General features: G+C 68.3%; 18 protein-coding genes. 3 read left to right on the top strand and 15 right to left on the bottom strand.

Annotation, left to right across the window (positions count from 1 at the left end):
- Positions 1–5: 5 nt before the first annotated feature.
- A complete protein-coding gene (locus ACXC9Q_RS05585) occupies positions 6–989 on the bottom strand; it encodes an ornithine cyclodeaminase family protein (protein ID WP_457055387.1) in 984 nt (327 codons plus the stop codon).
- A 170-nt stretch (positions 990–1,159) separates the two neighbouring features.
- Between ACXC9Q_RS05585 and ACXC9Q_RS05590 the strand changes: the two genes are divergently transcribed.
- Positions 1,160–2,044 carry a proline racemase family protein gene (locus ACXC9Q_RS05590; RefSeq protein WP_457055388.1) on the top strand — a complete coding sequence of 295 codons (885 nt, stop codon included), beginning with the start codon at positions 1,160–1,162 and terminating at the stop codon, positions 2,042–2,044.
- On the opposite strand, the gene ACXC9Q_RS05595 is transcribed toward ACXC9Q_RS05590, so the two are convergent.
- Together ACXC9Q_RS05595 and ACXC9Q_RS05600 are read right to left on the bottom strand one after the other, a co-directional pair.
- The gene (locus ACXC9Q_RS05595) at positions 2,045–3,295 is read right to left on the bottom strand and encodes a PucR family transcriptional regulator (RefSeq protein WP_457055389.1); all 1,251 of its coding nucleotides are present in this window, start codon (positions 3,293–3,295) and stop codon (positions 2,045–2,047) included.
- Between the two features lie 68 nt (positions 3,296–3,363).
- A complete protein-coding gene (locus ACXC9Q_RS05600; RefSeq protein WP_457055390.1) occupies positions 3,364–4,131 on the bottom strand; it encodes a pyridoxamine 5'-phosphate oxidase family protein in 768 nt (255 codons plus the stop codon).
- A gap of 138 nt (positions 4,132–4,269) precedes the next feature.
- On the opposite strand from ACXC9Q_RS05600, the gene ACXC9Q_RS05605 reads away from it, so the two are divergent.
- On the top strand, positions 4,270–5,034 hold the full coding sequence (locus tag ACXC9Q_RS05605; RefSeq protein ID WP_329477643.1) for a pyrroline-5-carboxylate reductase family protein: 765 nt from the start codon (positions 4,270–4,272) through the stop codon (positions 5,032–5,034).
- Between the two features lies 1 nt (position 5,035).
- Here ACXC9Q_RS05605 and ACXC9Q_RS05610 read toward each other — a convergent pair whose 3' ends face one another.
- Genes ACXC9Q_RS05610 through ACXC9Q_RS05640 form a run of 7 tightly spaced genes read right to left on the bottom strand, consistent with a single transcriptional unit; the run spans position 5,036 to position 14,019 of the window.
- Entirely contained in the window at positions 5,036–6,850 is a 1,815-nt protein-coding gene (locus tag ACXC9Q_RS05610; RefSeq protein ID WP_457055391.1) for an MOSC domain-containing protein, read from the bottom strand.
- Complete coding sequence (locus ACXC9Q_RS05615; RefSeq protein ID WP_457055392.1) at positions 6,847–7,629, bottom strand: enoyl-CoA hydratase-related protein; 783 nt, start codon at positions 7,627–7,629, stop codon at positions 6,847–6,849. Before ACXC9Q_RS05615 ends, ACXC9Q_RS05610 begins: the two co-directional genes overlap by 4 nt.
- Entirely contained in the window at positions 7,630–9,486 is a 1,857-nt protein-coding gene (locus ACXC9Q_RS05620) for a CocE/NonD family hydrolase (protein ID WP_457055393.1), read from the bottom strand.
- Positions 9,483–10,529 carry a dipeptidase gene (locus ACXC9Q_RS05625; RefSeq protein ID WP_457055394.1) on the bottom strand — a complete coding sequence of 349 codons (1,047 nt, stop codon included), beginning with the start codon at positions 10,527–10,529 and terminating at the stop codon, positions 9,483–9,485. The genes ACXC9Q_RS05620 and ACXC9Q_RS05625 overlap by 4 nt, the downstream gene beginning before the upstream one ends.
- A gap of 13 nt (positions 10,530–10,542) precedes the next feature.
- Positions 10,543–11,736, bottom strand: coding sequence for an acyl-CoA dehydrogenase family protein (locus ACXC9Q_RS05630; protein ID WP_457055395.1), 1,194 nt, complete (start codon positions 11,734–11,736; stop codon positions 10,543–10,545).
- A 25-nt stretch (positions 11,737–11,761) separates the two neighbouring features.
- Positions 11,762–13,327, bottom strand: coding sequence for an AMP-binding protein (locus tag ACXC9Q_RS05635; protein WP_457055396.1), 1,566 nt, complete (start codon positions 13,325–13,327; stop codon positions 11,762–11,764).
- On the bottom strand, positions 13,324–14,019 hold the full coding sequence (locus tag ACXC9Q_RS05640) for a TetR/AcrR family transcriptional regulator (RefSeq protein ID WP_457055397.1): 696 nt from the start codon (positions 14,017–14,019) through the stop codon (positions 13,324–13,326). Before ACXC9Q_RS05640 ends, ACXC9Q_RS05635 begins: the two co-directional genes overlap by 4 nt.
- Positions 14,020–14,157: 138 nt before the next feature.
- On the opposite strand from ACXC9Q_RS05640, the gene ACXC9Q_RS05645 reads away from it, so the two are divergent.
- Positions 14,158–15,396, top strand: coding sequence for an amidohydrolase family protein (locus ACXC9Q_RS05645; RefSeq protein ID WP_457055398.1), 1,239 nt, complete (start codon positions 14,158–14,160; stop codon positions 15,394–15,396).
- Between the two features lie 24 nt (positions 15,397–15,420).
- On the opposite strand, the gene ACXC9Q_RS05650 is transcribed toward ACXC9Q_RS05645, so the two are convergent.
- From ACXC9Q_RS05650 to ACXC9Q_RS05670, 5 genes are read right to left on the bottom strand one after another with little or no spacing between them, the layout of a single operon-like run.
- Positions 15,421–16,605: an acetyl-CoA acetyltransferase gene (locus ACXC9Q_RS05650; protein WP_457055399.1), complete on the bottom strand. Its 1,185-nt coding sequence runs from the start codon at positions 16,603–16,605 to the stop codon at positions 15,421–15,423.
- Positions 16,602–17,999 carry a hypothetical protein gene (locus ACXC9Q_RS05655; protein ID WP_457055400.1) on the bottom strand — a complete coding sequence of 466 codons (1,398 nt, stop codon included), beginning with the start codon at positions 17,997–17,999 and terminating at the stop codon, positions 16,602–16,604. Before ACXC9Q_RS05655 ends, ACXC9Q_RS05650 begins: the two co-directional genes overlap by 4 nt.
- The gene (locus ACXC9Q_RS05660; protein WP_457055401.1) at positions 18,000–19,160 is read right to left on the bottom strand and encodes a dipeptidase; all 1,161 of its coding nucleotides are present in this window, start codon (positions 19,158–19,160) and stop codon (positions 18,000–18,002) included. It abuts the gene before it with no gap.
- Positions 19,161–19,195: 35 nt separating this feature from the next.
- Positions 19,196–20,539: a serine hydrolase domain-containing protein gene (locus ACXC9Q_RS05665; protein WP_457055402.1), complete on the bottom strand. Its 1,344-nt coding sequence runs from the start codon at positions 20,537–20,539 to the stop codon at positions 19,196–19,198.
- A 13-nt stretch (positions 20,540–20,552) separates the two neighbouring features.
- Positions 20,553–20,810, bottom strand: coding sequence for a hypothetical protein (locus ACXC9Q_RS05670; RefSeq protein WP_457055403.1), 258 nt, complete (start codon positions 20,808–20,810; stop codon positions 20,553–20,555).
- Positions 20,811–20,886 lie beyond the last annotated feature (76 nt).

Here is a 20,886-nt window from a genome sequence, read left to right on the forward strand (position 1 = left end):
GCTTCTCACGAGAAGTCGATGACGATGCCGACGCCCTCACGCTGCGCACGCGCGACGATCGATGCCGCCGCCGCGACGTCTTGGATCGCGAGTCCCAGCGACTCGAACACGGTGATCTGGTCCTTGGCTGTCCGCCCGGCCCGGGCACCGACGAGCAACTCGCCGAGCTCGGGAGGGTCGAACGACTCGGCCAGTGCGCCTTCGGCGAGCGGGATCAGCATGTCGCCGGCATTGGCGAAGGCGCCTTCGCGGCTGTCTACGGCGAACACAGCCGCATCACGAACCAGGTTGGAGCAGAGTTCGCGACCGTCCCGGTGAAAGGCGCCGACCGCGTTCAGGTGGGTCCCCGGTGAGATCCAGTCTCCGTCGATCAAGGGGTCCGTGGACGATGTCACGGAGCAGATCAGGTCCGCTCCGTCCACAGCAGCCTGCACGGTGCGGCACACCTCGACATCGAAGTCGTGAGATTCAGCCCACCGGACGAACTCGAGCGCCCGTTCCTCGGTACGGTTCCACAGGCGAATCCGTCGGAGTTCGCGGACCTCGGCCATCGCCAGCAGATGGCTCCGCGCCTGGACTCCCGCGCCGATGATGGCGAGATCGCCTGCGTCCGGGGTGGCCAGCAGATCGGTTGCGGCTGCCGAGGTGGCGGCCGTCCGGAGCTCGGTCACGACGCCGCCCTCGAGAAGCGCGAGCAGCACGCCCGTCGCGGGATCGAGGAGAGCAACGAACGCCTGAATCACCTCCAGGCCACGGTGCTGGTTCCCAGGAAAGATGGTGAGCACCTTGACCCCGAGACCGCCCGCATCCCCCTGAACCGATGCGGGCTTGAGCCACACGGACCCATCGAGGGCCGGCGGCTGAAGCACCACCCGAGCCGGCTGAAACACCTCTCCCATGCCATGCGCAACCATCGTCGAGCGCATCAACTCGACGGCGTCGCGCAGGGGAAACGCCCTGCGTACGTCCGCGGCGGTCAGTACCAGCATCCCGACGTCTCCATCTCGAATCGCCGCCGAGCACGAGAGCCGGCGGTTGCCCAGCTGACCACGCTATTCGTCCGCCCGCGACGAGGCATTCTCCATTCGTCGTAAGCCGGCGACCCGCTCTCCTCGTTCTGTAGGTCGCGGGTCCGGAGGCACCGGCCCAGACTCGGGGCGTGACCGAGTTGACCAGTGCCAAATTCGTTGCCGAGGGCACCAGTGAGGGACAGCCCGTCGCCTGCTACGACCTGACCCCGCCGGAGCACAATGAAGCCGCCGAGCTCGCACGGTGGCTGGAGCTGATCCGCGTCGACTACTTCGAGACGCGAGGAAGTGACCCGTCAGCGATTGTCGCGGTGGTGGTCGCGCCATCGACGAGCTGCGCCGACTACGGGCTGCGATTCGTCGCCGCGGCAGGGCCGCTCGGTGGATGCGGCGAGGCGACGCTGTTCGCGACGTACGCGTGCACCAATCCGGACGTGTACCCCTCGGTCACGTTCGAGACGTCGGGCGGTCAGATCGTGGGAAGCAATCTCGGGTCCGGGCGGATCGCGATCCAGATGCCGGCAGTGGTGCCCGCATCGGTGGTTCAGCAGGTCGAATACGAGGACGAGTTCCTTCGGATCAGGTCAGTCACAGCCGGAGGCAACCGCTTCGCAGCCGTCAGCGCCGACGACCTCGGCATCCGGTTCGAGCAATCTTCGCTCGACGAGCTCACGGTGACCGGGAGCGACCTACTGCGCTGGCTCCGTCGGCACGCCAGTACGTCGAGCGAGCTGCAAGCGCCGGACATGCTGCTCATCACCGAGCCGGTGGCCGGATCGTCGACCCGCAGCGCCGTCATCTGGGGTGACTCGGTGCTCAACCGTGGTCCTTGTGGAACGGGGACCTGCGTTCGCTACGTCCTCGCCGTCGAAGACGACGACGTCAGGCCGGGATCGCACCTGGTGCACGAAAGTCTCTTCGGCTATTCCTTCGAAGCGCATTCGATCGCGGAGGGAGCCGACAGCACGACCGACGGGCTGAACATCGTGCTCAGCGGCGTTGTCGAGATGGTGTAGTCAAGCCTCTGGATCATCGCCACGGGGATGTCTGACACCGATCAGCCGCGCGATCTTCAGGCCCAGGTGGTACATGAGGCGGTCTTCCCCGTCGGAGAGCCGCGCGCCGGTCAGTTCTTCGATGCGTTGGAGTCTGTAGTACAGCGTGGTGCGATGCACGAACAGTTGCTCCGCCGTTGTTTGTACGTCTCCCGCGTTCTCCAGGAACGCCTCGAGGGTGTCGACCAGTTGGGCCCCTTTCGGACCTGATCGCATCAACCGGAGCAGGCCGGGCGGCAGGCACGTCTCGTCGAGTTCACGGTCCGGGATCCTGGTGAGCAGTCCATAGACGCCGAGCTCCTCGTGGGACACCACGCGATCCGGGCCGCCCATGCTGCGCGCCACCCGCACGGCTCGTTGTGCTGTCTCGTACGACCTGTGCGCATCGGCCAGATCGCCGGCCAGGCTGCCGATTCCGGCGTACGGATCTCTGTCGGGCAGATCCGCCAGGATGCTCGACACCAGATCGCGCGCCAGCGAGACCTTCTCCTTGCCGCCGAACATCGGATCCTTGTCCGACAGCAGCAGGAGCCCATGCTCGCGCCGAACCAGGCAGACGTGCCGACGATCGCTCAGTCGGCGCCCCGTGCGGTCGAGCCAACCACCCAGCACGTCTCGCTCACTGTCCGACAGTCCACGACCGTCGGCATCGAGCGTGACCAGTACGACGCACACCGGCTCGGACGCCACGAAGTAGCCGGCGTCCACGAGCTCGCCGGCGGCGTGCTGACGGGCGGCCGGGTCACCGGCCACCATCAGCTCCTGCGCCAGTTCGCGGGCCTTGCTTCTGCTGAACTCCTCTGCCAGCTGGTCCCGATACAAGGCGACGGCCAACGGGTCGATCGTCTTCAGAACCGTCTCGAGCTCGGTATCGGTGAGCCCGGTCGCGCCCTCGACGATCCAGACATACCCGATCAGTGCGCCCTGTCGCCGGATGGGGACCACCAGCCGTTGCTCGGTGCAACCGATCTGAGGATCGAGCGGGGGCCGGAACGGTTCCACCGCGGTCCGTGCCCCGGCCGCCTGCGTCCAGGCCAGGACCTCGGGGCGGACATCGCGTTGCTGGAAGATCGACTGCCGGCGGAGCCGGTCGACCGGACCGTACTCGTGGGAAGAGAAGGCCAGCTGGCGCATCCGGGCATCGTCGACCGTCACGTTGCGCTGAATCTTGTGGCCGAGAGCATCAACCAACCGTTGGAGCTCTGACGTCATACCGCTGACGATATCCTCCGCGGGCCGGCGTCGCATCGGACTCCCCCGCCATCAACCGTGGCTGTGTGTCACACGCCCGTTCTGCCCAGCCCCCACGACCGCAGGTACTCGGGGACGGCCGTTCCGGCCGGCACGTGCTCGTCCGGGACCGCCTGACCAGGTACGACGCGCAGCGGGAGCTCGCCCGCCCAGACCGGCAGGCCTCGATCCGCCACAGCGTCGTCGCCGTCGCCGGTGCGCACCTTGACGGAGCATTCGTCGAGGGGGATGGACACCAGCAGGACACTGGCCAGCTCGGCATCCGTCAGGGGTCGCAAGTCGGGCAGCCGGCCCGGGATGCACTTCTCGACGAGCGCCAGCATTCGCTCCAGCTTGGCGTCGGGATCCTCCACCGCCGTACCTGTACCCAGGACTACGACCGACCGGTAGTTCACCGAGTTCTGCAGGACGGAGCGCCCCATCGCAAGGCCGTCGAGAACTGTGGCCTCCACACAGACCGGCGCGCCGTCGGCGATGAGGTTGAACATCCGGTTCCGGCGTGAGCCGTGGATGAGCAGCGAATCACCAACCCTCACATGAAGCGTGGGCAACACATACGGCTGGTCCTCGACGACGATGCCGACGTGACACATGAGAGACTCGTCCAGGATCTCGTGGACCCTGTCGAGGTCGTAGGAGGCTCGGGCGGGACGGCGCCGAACCCGGACCCGCGGACTCGCGGGCCCCACAATCGCATCACTTCTCGACATCTGGGCGGCCTTCCTCATGATCGTCGTACGGCGATCTGGTCGCGTGACGGACGACGCTCGCAGCAGCGTCGTCCCTGCATCGATCATCGACATCCCCACCCACGAATGCCAACGACAGCGGTCGCAAGAGTGCGCCCGCTTGCTCGGCATCTGTCGGAGTCGGCAGCGGCTCGGGCGACCTATGGTTCCAGTGACCGATTCGTTCCGCCTGACAGAGGATTCCCCATGCTCGGCTTCGTTGGTGCAGGAAACATGGCCGGTGCGATCGCGCGCGGGCTCGGTGAGCCGATCTACGCGACAGACAACGGTTCCGGGCGAGCGGCGGCCCTGGTGGCCGAGTTGGGCGGAGAGGTCATGCCCTCCAACGCCGACCTCTTCCGGCGTTCGGACACCATCTTCCTGGGGCATCGTCCCGACCAGCTGGCGGCGATCGCCGAAGGCATCGACGCCACCGGAAAACTGGTGATCTCGATGATGGGCCCGACCACCATCGCTCAACTCCAGGACGCCTACCCGGGCGCCACCGTCGTACGGACGATGCCCAACACGCCGGTCGAGGTCCGCAGAGGCGTGGTGGCCGTAGCCGAAGGTGGCGAGCCCGCTGTCGACCTTCTCTCCAGGCTCGGAACGGTCGTGGTTCTGCCCGAGCGCCAGATGGATCTGGCCACGGCGACGGCCGGGGTGATGCCCGCCCTCATCGCCGTCCTTGCCGAGGCAGCGATCGATGCCGCGGTCTGCCACGGTCTTGACTTCGAAACCGCGAGAGACATGTTTCTCGAGACGATGGCCGGCACGGCCGAGCTCCTGATCAAGCGGGACGGCGACACTCTCGCCGTACGCCGAGAGGTCGGCACACCGGGTGAGTCGACGGTCCGTGGCGTCGCCGCGCTCGAACGGAACAACGTCCGTACGGCGTTCATGGACGCCTTCCACGACGTCCTGACCCGCCTGAGCCGTCCGTACCTGGGTGGGTCCGTCGTCGTGGACTGACCTACGACACGTCGTCGGCGAGCGTTCGCCGCCGTAGCACGACCCGCCCGGTCGGCACCGCGGAGCAGGCCAGTACCGCGCGCGAACCCGGCGGGAGTGCCGGCTCGATCAGGTACGAGACTTCGCCGCGCACGAGGTCGAGTGTGCAGCTGCCGCAGGCGCCGGACCGGCAGGCGGAGAGCACGGGCACCCCGTGTTGCTCGGCCAGCTCGAGCAGCGTGCCATCAGCGTCCGTCCACGTCGCTGCGGTGCCGTCGGGCAGGTAGGTCACCGAGTACGGGCCGGGACCCGGTGCGGGCCGTCGGACCGGCGGATCGGTCGCCGGCGAGAGGAATGGGTCGGCATGGATTCGATCCCGGTCCACTCCCGCTGCTCTGAGCGCTGTGGACGCCATCGTCACGAACTCGGTCGAGCCGCACACCAGCGCCTCTGCGTCGGCATGGCCTTCGTTGGGCAGGTGGTCGAGTAGGTCGCGCGCGGTGGGACGTCGTGCGGCCGCGTTCGAGGGGCGGGTCTCGAAGAGCGCGGCCGTCCCGCCGGACAGCCGAGCGTGCTCGGCCACCTGGGGCCACAGCGTCGCGCTCGGCTGACTGACGTCGACGTGCAGCACGGAGACCGGGCGCCGGTCGGCAGCCGCCACCAGCTGCTGCAACGCCGCAGCCACAGGGGTGATGCCGATGCCGGCACTGACCAGGTACAACGGCCGCTGCTCCCGGGAGAGCGCCGGGACTCCGAACGGGCCCGAGACGAGCAGGCGGTCTCCGCCGGCCACCAACGCGAGGCGCTTCGAGACCTCGCCACGCAGCCGCACCGTGATCCGAATCCGGTCGTCCTGCCGGCCGGAGACACTGTACGCGCGCCAGGTCAGGCCGTCGTTCGCGGTGGGCAAATGCACCCGGATGTGCTGGCCGGCCACTACCGGTAGACCGAAGGGGTCGCGGAGCCACAAGCTGATCGTCCGGGCGTCCTCGCGTACCGTCTCGAGAATCTCCGCCTCCCGCGGCCACGCCTGCGGCACCTCGCGGCGTTCCCGCAGCCCGTCGACGAGCTGAGCCGGATCGGGCCGGCCGCCCACGACCACCTGCGCGCCGGCGCGCAGCCGGGCGGGCTTGAGCACACGCGCGTACACGCCGAGGTTCGGGTGGCCGACGGCTCGGGCGAGCAGGGAGGGGAACTCGATGTCCCGCTCTCCGGTGGCCGGGTTCGCGGACGTCGCGCGGCAGCGGGCGGTGGGCCGGATCACCTCGACCTCGCAGTCGCCGAGCCGGACGCGTCGCCCGACCCACAAGAGCTCCGCGAACGCGGGCAGGCCGTCGAGGTAGACGTTTGCGCGGAATCGCCGAGGATCGAGCGTGCATCCGGTGAGCCGCTCGAGGGCGCGGACCGAGGCAAGGTTGATCAGCGAGAGTTCGGCGTCGGAGAGGTCCCACAACGCCGCCGCATCGGCGTGGACGAGGCGCAGCCCTGGCTCGCCGAACCACTGGCGCAGGACGGCCTCTTGGTCCGCTTGCGCCTGGTCTGAACGCACCGACCGCCCGCCTGGGTGAGCGCGATGGCGGAGCTCGACCACGCCGGGCCCGGGCATCGCCACCGTCACCTGTGTCATGTCGGGATCGCGTGCCACTTGCTTGAAGGCCGATCGTGCCAGCCACTTCGTCCGGGGCTGCACCGGCTGGTCGCCGCGCGCGATCGCCAGTGAACGGTCGTGCAGCGCGCCGGTGCCGGGCAGGACGTCGACCTCATCGACCGCCACACCCACGGCACCCTTGACCGGGTACACCCACAACGAGTCGACGAGACCGGTCGGCGTACTCACGACCGTCCCAACCGGTCGCTGTAGACCGGCGCCCGGTTCTCGCGGACCGCCGCCACCGCCTCCTTGGAGTCTGCCTCGGCAGCGAGTCGCCCGGTCATTCGTTGCTCGAACTCGTAGCCGGCCTTGAGGTCCATGAACTCGACGGTGTTCAGGGCCTCCTTGGCATGGCGAAGCGCGGCCAGGCTGTGCCGCGTCATCTTCTCGGTCAATTCGAGCGCGCTGTCGAGTACGTCGCCATCCGGGACGACCCGCAGTACGGACCCGAACCCGACCAGATCCGCCGCCGGCCACGGCTCGGCCGTGAAGTACATGGCGCGCACGATCGGTTGGGGAATCAGACGGGCCAGGTGCGCAGCTCCACCCATCACACCGACGCTCACTTCCGGCGTACCGAACCGGGCGCTCTCACCGGCCACGACGACGTCGCACGATGCGGCGATCGCCAGACCGGTCCCCAGCGCCACTCCACGGACGGCGCCGACCACCGGTACCGGACAGTCGTAGATCGAGGCGAAGGCATCGCGGACCAGCCGCATCCGCCCCGCGGAGTTGAGCTCGGTGAGAGTGAGGAACTCCTCGAGCTCGTTCCCCGCGCAGAAGTGCTTGCCGGCGCTGGTGATCACCACCGCCTTCGCACCGGGCAGCGTCTCGTCGAAGCGGCCGAAGAGGTCGCGGATCTCCTCGTACATGCTGAGGTTCACCGCGTTGACGGGTGGCCGGTTCAGCGTCACGACGGTGGTCGCGCCACGTTCCTCGGTGCACAGAAACTCGTAGGACATCTACTGCTCCGATGAGCGGGCCGGGCAGATGGGCAGGACGACGTGGGAGGGGTGCGACGCATCCCGATAGATGGTTTGGGTCGCAGGCACCGGATCTCCCGGCGCGCCGCCCAGGTTGGTGTTCCGGTCGAATCGCGGGAAGTCGGCCGAACTGACGTCGATCCGGATCCGATGGCCGGCCTTGAACCGGTTCGCAACCACCCACATGTCGATCTCCAGCGGGTAGATCTCACCGGGCACGAGCGGCTCGGCGCCTCGATCGAGGTCGCGGTACCTCGCCCGCAGCAGACCGTTCTGCAGCTGGACAGCCCGCCCGTCCGGCCCTACGTCACTCAGCCGTACGGCGAAGTCGGTGTCGACCGCGGACGAGCTCGCGTAGAGCACTGCGCGAAGTTTGCCCACGACATCGACGTCGTGCTCCAGCGGCTCCGTCGAGTACGTGAGCACGTCGCCGCGCTGCTGGACCGCACTGACATCCACGCTCCCGGGCGGATAGACCCAGGAGACGATGCTGCCGCCCACGGTCGGAGTAGGGTCGAGCGGGTCGTAGACGTACGCGTCCGCAGCCTGCTGCTCCGGCGGAGGCGTGCTGCTCAGCATTCCGTCGGCCCCGAGATAGAAGGGGGTGTCGACGGCTTCGGGCAGCGGCCAGTCGTCCGCGCTCCGCCACTCGTTCGCGCCCATCAGGTAGTAGATGACGCGCGGCCACTCGTCGACCGCGTCGTCCCGCACGGTTTGGTACCAGCGCAGCGTGAAGTCGACGTTGGACCAGTGGTTGTGTTGCAGCTCCGGGTGCTCCCCCATCCGCTCCTTGTAGCCGATCGAGTTGTGGGAGGAGGGAGTGATGATGATCCGGGCTTTGGAGCGCAGCGGTTCGGGGGCGTGCTTGCGCAGGAGCTCGAAGGTGGCCAGCGCGTCGTTGATGAACCAGTCGTACCAACCGGTGCGCAGTAGCGGGATCGCCTGGAAGTCGGCGACCTGCCGCGTGGGGTCGACCGCAGGCAACGTGTGCCGGTCGAGCGAGATGCCCTGACCGAAGAGCGGCCCGATGTTCTCGGCATCGACGATGGTGACGTGGGCCGACCCCGTGATACCACGGACGAACTCGGCCCGTTCCGCACAGGTCAGCGAGCAGTAGTGCGCCCACAACCATGCCTGCGCCTCCACCGGCGACAGGTCCTTGATCGCGGGGAAGGACTCCGCCAGCTCGGCCAGCATCGGACTGACGAAAGGCTCGTTGAAGAAGCCGGTCGACAACGTCTCGTCCAGCATCATCGGCTCGAGCTGCCAGTGTGGCACCTCGGTCTTCTCCTCGCCGTGGCCGATCGTGTGCGCGAGCGCATTGACCACCATGTGGAGGGATGCGGTCTTGGTGCCGACCCCGATCCCGCTGACCTCGGGAACGATCGTGGTCATCTTCGGATGCCGTGCCATCGGCCACTGCACCTGACCGACGTACGAGCCACCGAGGGAGCCGATGAACCCGTCGCACCAGTCCTGCGCGCTGACCCACTCGACGAAGTCGTACCCGTCCTGCGGCTCGAACATGTAGAAGTCGTGGTCCTCGGGTTCGCTGTCACCCGTACCGCGAAGGTCCTGCACTGCCACGACATAGCCCCGGCGTGCGAACGAGATGAAGGGCGCCACGAGAGCGTCGCCGTCGCGTCCGTACGGCGTACGCACCGCGATCACCGGAGCGGGCAGCCGCGGCGACAGGTAGAGATCGGTGGCGAGGCGGACGCCGTCCCGCATCGGCACCTGCACCGTTTCGAGCCGGATGTCGGTCGCGGCGAACTCGGCCGGTGTCCGGACGTCCTTGCTCCTCAATGCGAACTGGAGATCAGCTGACACGGTCATCTGGCCGGGCGTCCCATCACGTCACGGAGAACGCGCAGGACGTTCTCGCCGAGTACCTTGCGGATGTCTTGTTCCTCGAACCCGCGGCGCTCCATCACCTCGGTGATCTTCGGCAGGTCCGACGGGCGGGAGATCTCCGCGGGCCGGTAGGCCAGGTCGCCGGTCGGCAGCGCCCACTCGCCGAGCCAGCCGCCGTACACGTTCTGGTAGTAGTCGTCGATGAAGTCCGGGCCCAGGCCGACGTGATCGATGCCGGCGACCCCGATGATGTGCTCGATGTGGTCGACGACGCGATCGGCCGTCGGCGCGTCCGCATCGATGAAGAACGGGATGGCCGCCGCGACTCCGATGACTCCGCCGAGCTCGGCGATCGCCTTGAGCTGTTCGTCGCCGAGGTTGCGGTGGATGTCGGTGATGCCGAGACAGGCCGAGTGCGTCGCCAGGAACGGCCGGGTCGCCAGCGAGAGTACGTCCTCGACACCCGCGATCCCGAGATGGCTGATGTCGAAGACGATGCCGAGCTCCTCCATCTCGCGGAGCGCGGTGATGCCCTCTGGAGTCAGGCGGCCGCGCGAGGTCTCGTCCAGCCCGCTTCCGTCGGCCAGGAAGGTCCGGCCGAAGTGCGCCATCGAGGTCACCCGGACGCCGACCCGCGCCATCGTGCGCACCAGCTCCGGGTCCTGCCCGACGCCGTGGGCTCCCTCGAGCGCGATCACCAGGGCGATCCGCCCCGACGAGGTGGCGGCGTCGATGTCCGCGCCGGTCAGGCACAACGCCACGTCGTCGCTGTGCTCCGCGGCGAGCTGATGGATCCGTTCGACGAGCAGCAGCGTCCGGCGCAGCGCTCCTTCGGACTGGAACTGCTCTTCGATACAGATGGGCAGGACCTGTACGTCGACGCCACCGGCCCGCAGCTCCGGCAGCCAGAACCGGGCGAAGTGATCAGGCTGGTCCCTGCGGTCGAAATGGTCCACCAGGACGATCAGGTCGTTGTGCGTGTCGACGACTACAGCGTCGTCGTGCAGCCAGTGCGGATCTGTCATACGCAACCCCTGCTCATAGCGATCGGGAGATGAGGTCCTTCATGACCTCGTTGGTTCCGCCGTAGATCTTCTGGGCCCGTGCGTCGGCATACAGACGGGAGATGAGGTACTCGCGCATGTAGCCGTAGCCACCGAACAGCTGCAGGCAGCGGTCCATGACGTCGCACTGGTTCTGGGTCAGCCACCATTTCGCCATCGACGCGGTCGTTCGATCGAGGGTGCCGGCGATGAACCGCTCGATGCAGTCGTCCAGGAAGACACGCGAGGTCCGGACGACGGTGGCCAGTTCGGCGAGCTCGAGCTTGACGTGCTGCATGGCGAACAAGGGCGCACCGTAGACGTGGCGGGTCTTGGTGTAGGCGATCGTCTCTTCCAGCGCGCGCTCCATGGCCGCCACTGCGGCGACGCCGATGACAAGCCGCTCGCGGGGCAGCTCGCTCATCAGGATGCGGAAGCCCGCACCTTCGTCCCCGAGCAGGTTCCCGGCCGGCACCACCACGTCGTCGAAGAACAGCTCCGCGGTGTCCAGCGCGCGCTGGCCGAGCTTGTCGAGGACACGTCCTCGCCGGAACCCCGGTGCGTCGGCCGTCTCCAGGACGAGCAGGGAGATCCCGTCCCGTCCGGCCGCGGGATCGGTCTTGGCGACGACGATGACGAGATCGCACTGCCCGCCGTTGCTGATGAACGTCTTGGACCCGTTGAGCACGTAGTGGTCGCCGGTGCGGACGGCACGGGACTTGATGTTCTTGAGGTCGCTGCCGGCGTCGGGTTCGCTCATCGCGACGGAGCCGATCACCTCTCCGGTCGCCATCCCCGGCAGCCAGCGCGCTCGTTGCTCGTCGGTGCCGTACGCCGCCAGGAAGTGCGCGACCACCCCGCTGTGCACCATGTTGCCGAACCCGGTGTCGCCGCAGCGCGCCTGCTCGCTGAACACGACCGCGTCGTGGGCGAACGTACCGCCGCCCCCACCGAACTCCGCGGGGACCTCACAGCACATCAGGCCGAGCGCGCCGGCCTTGCGCCACACCTCGCGGTCCACATGCTTCTGCTGGTCGAAGCGCTCGAGGTGCGGGACGACCTCGTCGGAGAAGAAGCGGCGGGCGACCGCGCCCAGTGCGACGGCCTCGTCGTCCATCCAGCGCGGCCGTCCCTCGTGCCCGGGCGGGGTGCCGGCCTCGACGGGCCGCCCGACGGTTTCGGTGCTCATCGGTTCTCCTTCAGGGAAAGGGGGTTCAGTTCACGGCCCGGTCGTGCTCGGCCCAGAACCGCGCCCGCAGCTGCTTCTTGTCGACCTTGCCCAGCGGCGTGAGCGGTACGGCGTCCACGAACTCCAGCCGCTTCGGGGCGTGCACCGGTCCCTTGAGCTCACGGACGAGAGCGATGAGCTCGGCCGGCGTCGCGGTCGCGTCAGGGGTTCGGACCACGAAGGCCGTCACCGCCTCGCCCCACTTCGGATCGGGGACACCGATCACGGCCGCGGCCGCGACCTCCGGATGCGTCACCAGCGCGTCCTCGACGTCGCGCGGGTAGACGTTGAACCCGCCGGTGATCAGCATGTCCTTCTTGCGGTCGGTGAGATACAGGAAGTTGTCCTCGTCGAAGCGGCCGACGTCACCGGTGTGCAGCCACCCGTTGCGCAGCGTCTCCGCGGTCACCTCTGGCTGCTGCCAGTACCCGTCCATGAGGAGCGGACCGCGGACGCAGACCTCCCCCAGTTCACCGACCGCGCAGGGCTGGTCGTCGTCGTCGAGTACGGCGACATCCAACGCCGGATGGGGTTTGCCGCAAGACGCGAGCCGCTCGGGTCGTGCCAGGTCATGGTCTTCCTTCGAGAGCGTGGTGACCGTGTTCGGCGCCTCGCTCTGACCGTAGAACTGGACGAACACGGGCCCGAACACGTCGAGCGCTTGCTTGAGCCGGTCGGGTGCCATCGGTGCCGCGCCGTACAGGATCGTCTGCAGGCTGGACAGGTCCACCGAGTGCTCGGCGATGTAGTCGAGCAGCACGTAGATCATGCTCGGAACGAGGAAGGTCGCGGTGATCCGGTGAGTCTGCACGAGCTCGCAGAACTCGGCCGGATCGAAGCCCCTGGTGAGTACGACGGTGCCGCCCTGGTGGAACACCGGCGGCACCATGCCGAGGAGCGCATGGGTCAACGGCGTCGAGCCCAGGAACCGGAGATCGGTCGGCAGCTCCCAATGCGCGATCGTGAGGAAGAGGTGGGTGACCAGCGAACGGTGGGAGAGCATCACTCCCTTGGGCCGCCCGGTCGTCCCGCCGGTGTACCCGAGCAGGGCGAGGTCGGATTCGCGTGCCAGGGTGGGAATGTCTCCGTCGGAGTCACGGGCCGCCAGGACGTCGGACGGCGATCCCCCGCCGAGCAGGAAGACCTGCGGGCTTGTCTCCAACTGTGCGGCAAGTGCCTTCGCATGCTCGGCGTACTGCGGCTCGTCGGCGATGACCGCGGTGATGCCCGCGTCGGCGCACACCGTGACGTGGTCCGCCATCGATCCCATCGGGTGCAGCGGTGTGTAGTGCGCACCCAGCGACTGAGCTGCGATCAGCGCGGCAAAGGCCTCGGGCCGGTTCGGCGAGAGCAGGGCCAGGCCGTCTCCGGACTTCACCCCGCCGTCCTGCAGGGCGGCCGCGATCCGGGCGATCAGCCGCCGCAACTCGTCGTACGACGTCTCACCGCTCGGCGTGACGAAGGCGATCCGGTCCGGATACCGCTGGAGCGAGCGCGAGACCAGGTCGACGAAGGTCGGCCGGCGGTACAGGTCACTCGTCTCCGCGATCACTGCTGCCCGGCCCGTCGCCGGATCCGCCGCAGCTCCGCCTCGAAACCGTCGAGGAGGCGGCTGACGCCGAACATGTACTGCGCCTCCGGGTCCTCGGAGACCACTTCGCTCAGCCGCCGCATCGGCGAGTCCTCCGGCGTGTCCTCGTGCACGAAGTTGACGTCCACCTCGCGGGCGAACTCCTCGCTGCCACGGCGGAAGCGCGAGACCTCCCAGGCCAGGGCGCCGATGATGTGGTTCCGCAGTGACATGAAGCCGCGGATCGACGAGTCCTCGTCGAACCCGGCCTCCTGCAGCATCGCGATCATGTCGAGCCCGACGGCGGCCGCGCCCGGGCCGCGGACGTAGGTCTCGAGGACGATCTCGACCAAGGCCGGATGGCGCAATGCGCAGGTCCGCGAGGCGAGCGCGAACTCTTCGAGGCGGACCCGCCAGGATCGCCCGTCCTTGGGAATGGCGGGGATCTCGGACACCGCGAGATCGGCCACGGCGTCCAGCAACTCCTGTTTGTCGCTCAAGTGCCGGTACAGCGACATCGGGCTGCCGCCCAGCGCCTCCGCCACCCGGGCCATCGTGACTCCGCTGAGACCGTCGCGGTCCGCGATCTCGAGCGCCGCGGCGACCACTGTCTCCCGGTCGAGCGCCCCGCGCGCCAACCGCGCTGACTTCTGCACCTTGGGCTGTGTCGCCACGGCCTTCCTCCTGTCCGGTCCTGCCTGGATACCTCTTGCACCGCTCTTTGCGTATCAGCATAGTGTATGTGTGTACGTAAGCGAATGGTTCGACCGTCAGGAATCCGTACGCCGCAACGCCGAAGGAGCACCCTGCCCATGACCTCCACCCACTGGCTGCACGGCGCCACCCTCATCACAGCGACCGGGCACGACCCCGAACCGGCCGGGATCCTGGTCGACGACGGGAGGATCGCCCAGATCGGCGGGTCCGCACCGCGCGAGGCCGAAGTCGTCGACTGCACCGGCCTCACGCTCACCCCGGGCCTGATCGATGCACACGTCCACCTCGGCCTGTCCAGCCCGCTCCTGCAGAGCATCGGGTACGGCATGTCCGTGGCGGAGCTCGCCGCCGACATGTTCGCCAACTGTGCGCATACGCTGCGCGCGGGCTTCACCTCGGTCCGGGACTGCGGCGGCATCGACGCCGGCATCGCCAACGTCGTTGCCTCAGGCAAGATTCCGGGACCCAGGATCGTGCAGTGCGGCCCGATCCACTGCCAGACCGGCGGACACGGCCACTACGCCCCCGAATGGGAGCCCACCGAGGTCTGGCGGGGCCAGGAGATTCCCGGCCTGCGCACGATGGCGATGCTCTCGGACGGGCCGGACGAGATGCGCAGGAACGCGCGCGAGTCGTTCCGGCGCGGCGCTCAGTTCCTCAAGCTCTGCGTCACCGGCGGCGTGATCTCCAATCACGACAAGCTCACCGACACCCAGTTCAGCTCCGCGGAGATCGCGGTGGCCGTCGCCGAGGCCGCGGCCCGAGGCACCTATGTCACCGTCCACGCCCACAACGTCGAGGGCATCCGCACTGCTGTCCTGGCGGGCGTGCGGTGCGTCGAGCACGGCACCGGCATCGACGAGGAGACCGCCGCGCTGATGGCCGAACGCCAGGTCTCCCTCGTGCCCACGCTCGCCGCCGTCGAGGCGCTGATCACGAATGTCGACGGGCTCGGCCTGCCCAGCCATTTCGCCGAGCGAGCGGTGCGGGTACGCGCGGCCATGGTCGACGGACTCCTCGCGGCCAAGGCCGCCGGTGTCCGGGTCGGACTCGGGTCCGACGTCATCGGCCCCGATCAGACCGGTCGGGGTGCGGAGCTCACCCTGCGCGCCGCGGCCGAATCGCCCATGGAGGCGTTGATCGCGGCCACCCGGGTGAACGCCGGCCTGCTCGGACTCGACAGCGAGATCGGCACCCTCGAGGTCGGGCAGCGGGCGGACATCGTCGCGTTCGCAGGGAATCCGCTGGACGACCCGAAGCTGTTCGCCGATCCGGACAGCGTCGTCCTCGTGCTGCAGAACGGCGTGGTCGCGAAGGACGAACGAGCAGCCTGAGGCCGGGCCCGCCGGCCGGCGGGCTCAGCCCAGCTCGTTGCCGAAGATACCGACGAACGAGATGAACTCGCCGGGAAGTCCACCCATGTTGTGCGCGAGGCCGAGCCGCGGCGACGCCACCTGCCGCGGGCCGGCCTCGCCGCGCAACTGCAGCCACAGCTCGAAGATCATCCGCAGGCCACTCGCGCCGACCGGGTGGCCGAACGACTTGAGGCCGCCGTCGGGGTTCACCGCCAGGGCGCCGTCGAGGTCGAAGTCACCGTCGAGGACATCCCGCCAGGCCCGGCCACGCTCCGAGAAGCCGAGGTCCTCCATCAGGATCATCTCGGTCGGGGTGAAGCAGTCGTGCACCTCCGCCAGCGAGATCTGCTCGCGGGGATTGATGATCCCGGCGTCGGCGTACGCCGAGGCCGCACACTGCACCACCTCCGGGAAGGACGCGTGCTGCACGCCCGCGGTGGCTGCGCCGTTGCTCATCCCGGCGTACAGGGACATGCCCTTGAGGTAGATCGGCGTGTCGGTGTACTGGAGCGCATCCTCGGCACGCACGATGATCGCCGCGGCGGCGCCGTCGGAGACACCCGAGCAGTCGAACACGCTGAGGTCGCCGGCGATCCTCGGTGCCTTCTCGATCTTCTCCTTCGGCACGACCGAGGTGTACTGCGCGCGCTCCGGGTTCTTGGCGCCGTTGGCGTGGTTGCGCCACGCGATGTGGGTGAGCGCCCTGCGGACGTCACCCGGGTCCACGCCGTACGCCCGGCTGTAGGCCGCCGGCAGCATCGCATAGGCGGCCGGGTTGCTGACCTCGGTGGCGGTGTTGTCGCCTGGTGGCACGTTCAGCGTCAGGCCGGAGTACCCGCTGTCCTTGATCTTCTCCACGCCGACGGCCATCGCCACGTCGTACACCCCGGCCGCCACCGCGAAGGCGGCGTTGCGGAAGGCGTCCGAGCCACTCGCGCAGAAGTTCTCCACTCGCGTCACCGGGCGCTCGACCTTCAGGGCCTTGGCCAGCGGGAGTCCGGCGTGGCCCGAGGCCACGGTCGAGTACCAGTAAGCCTCGACGTCGTTCTTGCGCAGGCCGGGGACGGACGCGATCGCATCGAGCGAGGCCTCGATCAGCAGGTCGTCGGCCGACTTGTCCCACAGCTCACCGAACCTGGTGCACCCCATCCCGACGATGGCGATGCGGTCGCGCATGCTTCCGGTCACTGCGGTCTCCTGTCCTTGGGCCGGGCCTTCCAGAAGTAGTTGGGTACGTCGTCGACGGCGTACGTACGCCGGAAGGACATCTCGACCTCGGTGCCGTTGGCGACGTCGGCCGGTGACGCGTCGGTGAGTTCGAGCAGGAGACGTCCGGTCGTACCGAAGTCGATCAGTGCTGCCAATGCCGGCGGCGCCGGGCTGTCGGACACGCAGTCGGTCGTCTGCGTCACGATCGTCCCGGTGAGATCAGCGATGCTGAACGGCTTGGTCTGATCGACCGCTCCGCACGCGCACACCCTCGCGGGCGGGAGGTAGACCTTCCCGCACTCCAGGCACTGCGAGCCCAACAGGCCGAATTTCCATCCACTGTTGCGGTACGCCGGTGGCGGAGCGACCGAGGGCCGTTCGGGACGACGAGCAGGTTCTCGCGCGACCAGGCCACGCCACGTGAGGTACTGGTGATACCCGATCTCTCTTCCCACCCCGCCCGGCCTCCGATCACCGGCGAACGGGCCGTCCTTCAGCACTCGCAGGAGCAACGCATCGGCTCCCCCGCCGGCCGACACCACCAGGATCGTGTCGCCGGCCTTGGCCGTGTCGAGAGCGCTCGCCAGCAGCAGACCTAGGTCCGCCGCCCCGCAGTATCCCGTGTTCTCGCGGTGGGCATCCTGCGCCTCCGAGCCACCTTCGGAACCGATCGAAGTCCTCAGCGAGCGCGCGAGACGCCGGTTCAGCGTAGACACCACGGACGTGGTCGGCGTCTCGGTGTGCCCAGAGCGTTTGCCGATCTCGGTCACGACCTCTTGAACCGCCTGTGCCAGCACGTGGTCGACAAAGCGGTCCTCGCCGATCAGCGCGTAGCTGGTCCCGGGCGTCCGCCACGCATCCATGACCTCTTTCGGCACGGACGCCGATCCGAGGACCTCGGCGATCACGTCGTCACCGTCACTGTCACCGTCACCGAAGAGGAAGGCGGCGGCTCCGTCACCGCCATCGGCCTCCTCAGCGGATCCCGGCCTGCCGGTCCGCAGATCCGCGGCTGCCGCGACGCCCCCGGACTCGGAGGCAGCCTTGAGAGCACCGAAGCCCGACCGCAGCCCGGTCAGGTCCAACGTGAAGGCTCGACCGTGCATCCCACTGGCGGCGTGCACGATCAGCGAGCAGGACTTGTCCAGCAGCGGTGTGTTGGTCGTGGCGAAGTACAGGTGATCGGATTCGCCGACCCCTGCGCCGAGTGCACGAGTGGCCGCCACGGCCATGGACACCGCATCCTCGTCGTATCCCGCCACTGTGCGTGCCCCGGAGCCGCGAGGGATACCGGTGAGGGCGGCGTTGATCGTGCCGCGGGTGAGTCGGTAGTGGGGCAGGTAGGTCGCGTAGGCGAGCAGTCTCTTGGTCATTCAGCCGCAGACCGCCTCCATCACGCGCACGAAGTTCTCGCCGAGCACCTTGGCGATGTCCTCGTCCGACCAGCCACGTCCGACGAGGCCACGGGTGATGTTCGGGAAGTCCCGGTAGTCGTCGAACCCGGCCAGCTGCTGCGTCGCGACCAACTTGTCCTCCGGCCGGAAGCCGGTCTCGGCGAAGATCGGCTGGAGGAGATCGCTGAGCATCCACTGGGGCAGCTGCATCGGCCAGTCGGTACCGATGGCGACGTGGTCCACGCCGGCGACGTCGGCGACGTACTCGACATGATCGAGCATCGCGTTGATGGTGACGGAGGGTCCGGCGCCCAGGAAGAACGGGACGGTCACGATGCCGATCAGACCTCCGGTGGCGGCCAGGGCGCGCAACTCTTCGTCGCTCTTGCCACGCGCATGGTTGAACACACCTTGCGCCGCGGTGTGAGAGGCGACGACCGGCGCCTCGGACACCTCGCAGGCGTCGAGCGTGGTCATCCGGCCGACGTGACCGGTGTCGACGATGATGCCGAGCTCGTTCATCGCCTTGACGCTGGCCACGCCGAACGCCGACAGCCCCGCGTCCGTGCGCTCGGTGGAGCCGACGCCGACCGCTGTCATGTTGTTGTAGGTGAGCTGGCACATCCGCAGCCCGGAGTCATGTGCCCAGGCCAGCGCGTCGAGATCGCGCCACGGCCCGAGCATGACCTGTGAACTCATCAGGCCGGCATGGGTGCCGGTCTCGTGCGCACGACGGATGTCACCGGCGGTCAGGGCCTTGGCCAGCCAGGGAAAGTAGTCGAACTGCTTCTGCACGAACGCGAAGCTGCGCTCACGGATGTGGCGGACGTCCGACATCTCCACCTGCCGGTTCCCACAGGTGATGCCGCTGGCGTCCCAGTGGTCCTTCACCTCGTCCATCCGGCCCGCGAACGCACGCCGGATCGGCGCCTCGAGACCGTAGGAGAAGGTCCCCAGGGTGTCGTGGGTCTCCTTCAGCCGTGCTCGCAGCTCCTTGTTCATCTCGTCGTCGAAGACCCGGTACCCGACCGGGCCCTGGAACAGGACGTCGACGATGACGCTTTCGCGGTGCAGCCGCGCGGCACGCTCCTCCTGGGCCTCGTCCAACCCGAAGTCGAACGTGCCGAACTGTTCCGCCATCAATATCCTCCAGAGCCTCGTATGCCGTAGTGATCTCAGATGTCGCCGATACGGCGAGTGAGTTGGTCCATCGCGAACAGGTACTTCGGGTGACCCGCACCGTCGTCGCCGATGCCGTAGGCGAATGCCGGTTGGCCGGCGTGGTCGGCCAGGACCAGGGCCTGGGGTCCGGCCGGCCGGAGCCGTACGACCGGGAACCCGGGCCGGTCCCGCTGCAGAATCTCTTCGGTCCACCTCGGCGCGCAGGACAGCGCGTCGCCGTCGTCGGTGATCCGGACCTCGCCACCCCAGCTCCGGTACACGCCGTGGTAGCGGGACGGATCGGCAGCGGGCCCGGACAGATCGGGCGAGTCCTGCGGCGGCAGGCCGAACCGCTTCTCCAGGATCGCCTCGGCGAGCTCCTGATGAAACGGCATCGAACCGGCTCCGCCGTTCGCGAACGCGACGTACGCGGTGCCCTGGTCGGGAACGACGGCAACCATCGCGACGCCGCCGTACGAACCGCCGCCGTGCGTGAGTACGACGCGCGGCCCGTGCTGTTTGCGCAGCCAGCTGAGCCCGCACGAGCCGGTGGCGGGCACCGGGAAGTCGAGGTGATGCGCGGCCATCCGGTCGACCGATTCGTCGGTGAGGAAGCGTGGCCCCTTCGGCAGATGGGTCTGTACGAACGTCAGCGTGTCCTGGACCGTGGTGATGAAGGTCGTACCCGCCGGGCCGAGGCACTCGGGCAGCAAGAACCGCTTCGTCGGTACATAGCCGCCTTCACCTGGATAGTGCCCGATGGCCATCCGGTGCAGGATCGCCTCCTTGGCCGTGAACATGCTGCGTTCCAGACCCAGTGGCGCGAACAAGCGGTGCCGCATCGCGTCCGAGAAGCCCTCGCCGGTGACGACCTCGATGATCCGGCCGGCCAGCACGAAGCCGGCGTTGTTGTAGGAGAAGTACTCCCCCGGCTCGAACAACTGGCCCTTGTCGCTCAGCAGGTCGACGAAGTTCGCGATCGCTTCGTCGCCGTCGCCCACGTCGGCGAGGAAGATCGCCGCATCCATGCCGGACGAGTGTGTGACGAGGTGACGTACGAGCAGGGCGTCCGCGGCGCCGGGCTCGCCGAGGGCGAAGTCCGGCAGGTAGCGCTTGACCGGCGCCTCGAGGTCGACCAGCCCCTGGTCGACGAGCGACATGAGCAGCGTCGTGGTCCAGACCTTGGTGATCGAGCCGGTCAGGAACAGTGTGTCCGGCGTCATCTCCACGCCGCTGTTCAGATTCGCGATGCCGGCGGCCGCCGCCTCGATCCGGCCGCCTTCGAGGACACCCACCACGGCGCCCGGGATCCCGTGCCGTGCGACCAGCTCTTGCACCGTCTCCTGAAGGTCCGTCATGCGAGGTCTCCCGTCATCCGAGGCACGCCCGGACGGCATCGGTCAGATTGCGTGCCCGCCGCTCGCCGGCCTGATAGGACCAGAGGTTCATGACGTAGCCGAAGCCGAGCTCGGCATCGGGGTCGCCGAAGGCGACCGATCCACCGGAGCCCGGGTGGCCGAATGAGTTCGGCCCGGCCATCGGCAGCGGGGGGCAGGAGCGCCAGAACCCGTGCGACATGTAGAAGGAGCGGTTGGCCGGCACGTCCAGATCCGCCGGTAGCGAGTGCATCCGGGTCTTGTCGGTCTGGACCTCGATCGCCCGCCCGAGAGTGGCCGGATCGAGCAGTCTGACGCCGTCGACGTCG

It is taken from the genome of Kribbella sp. CWNU-51 (assembly GCF_054073265.1).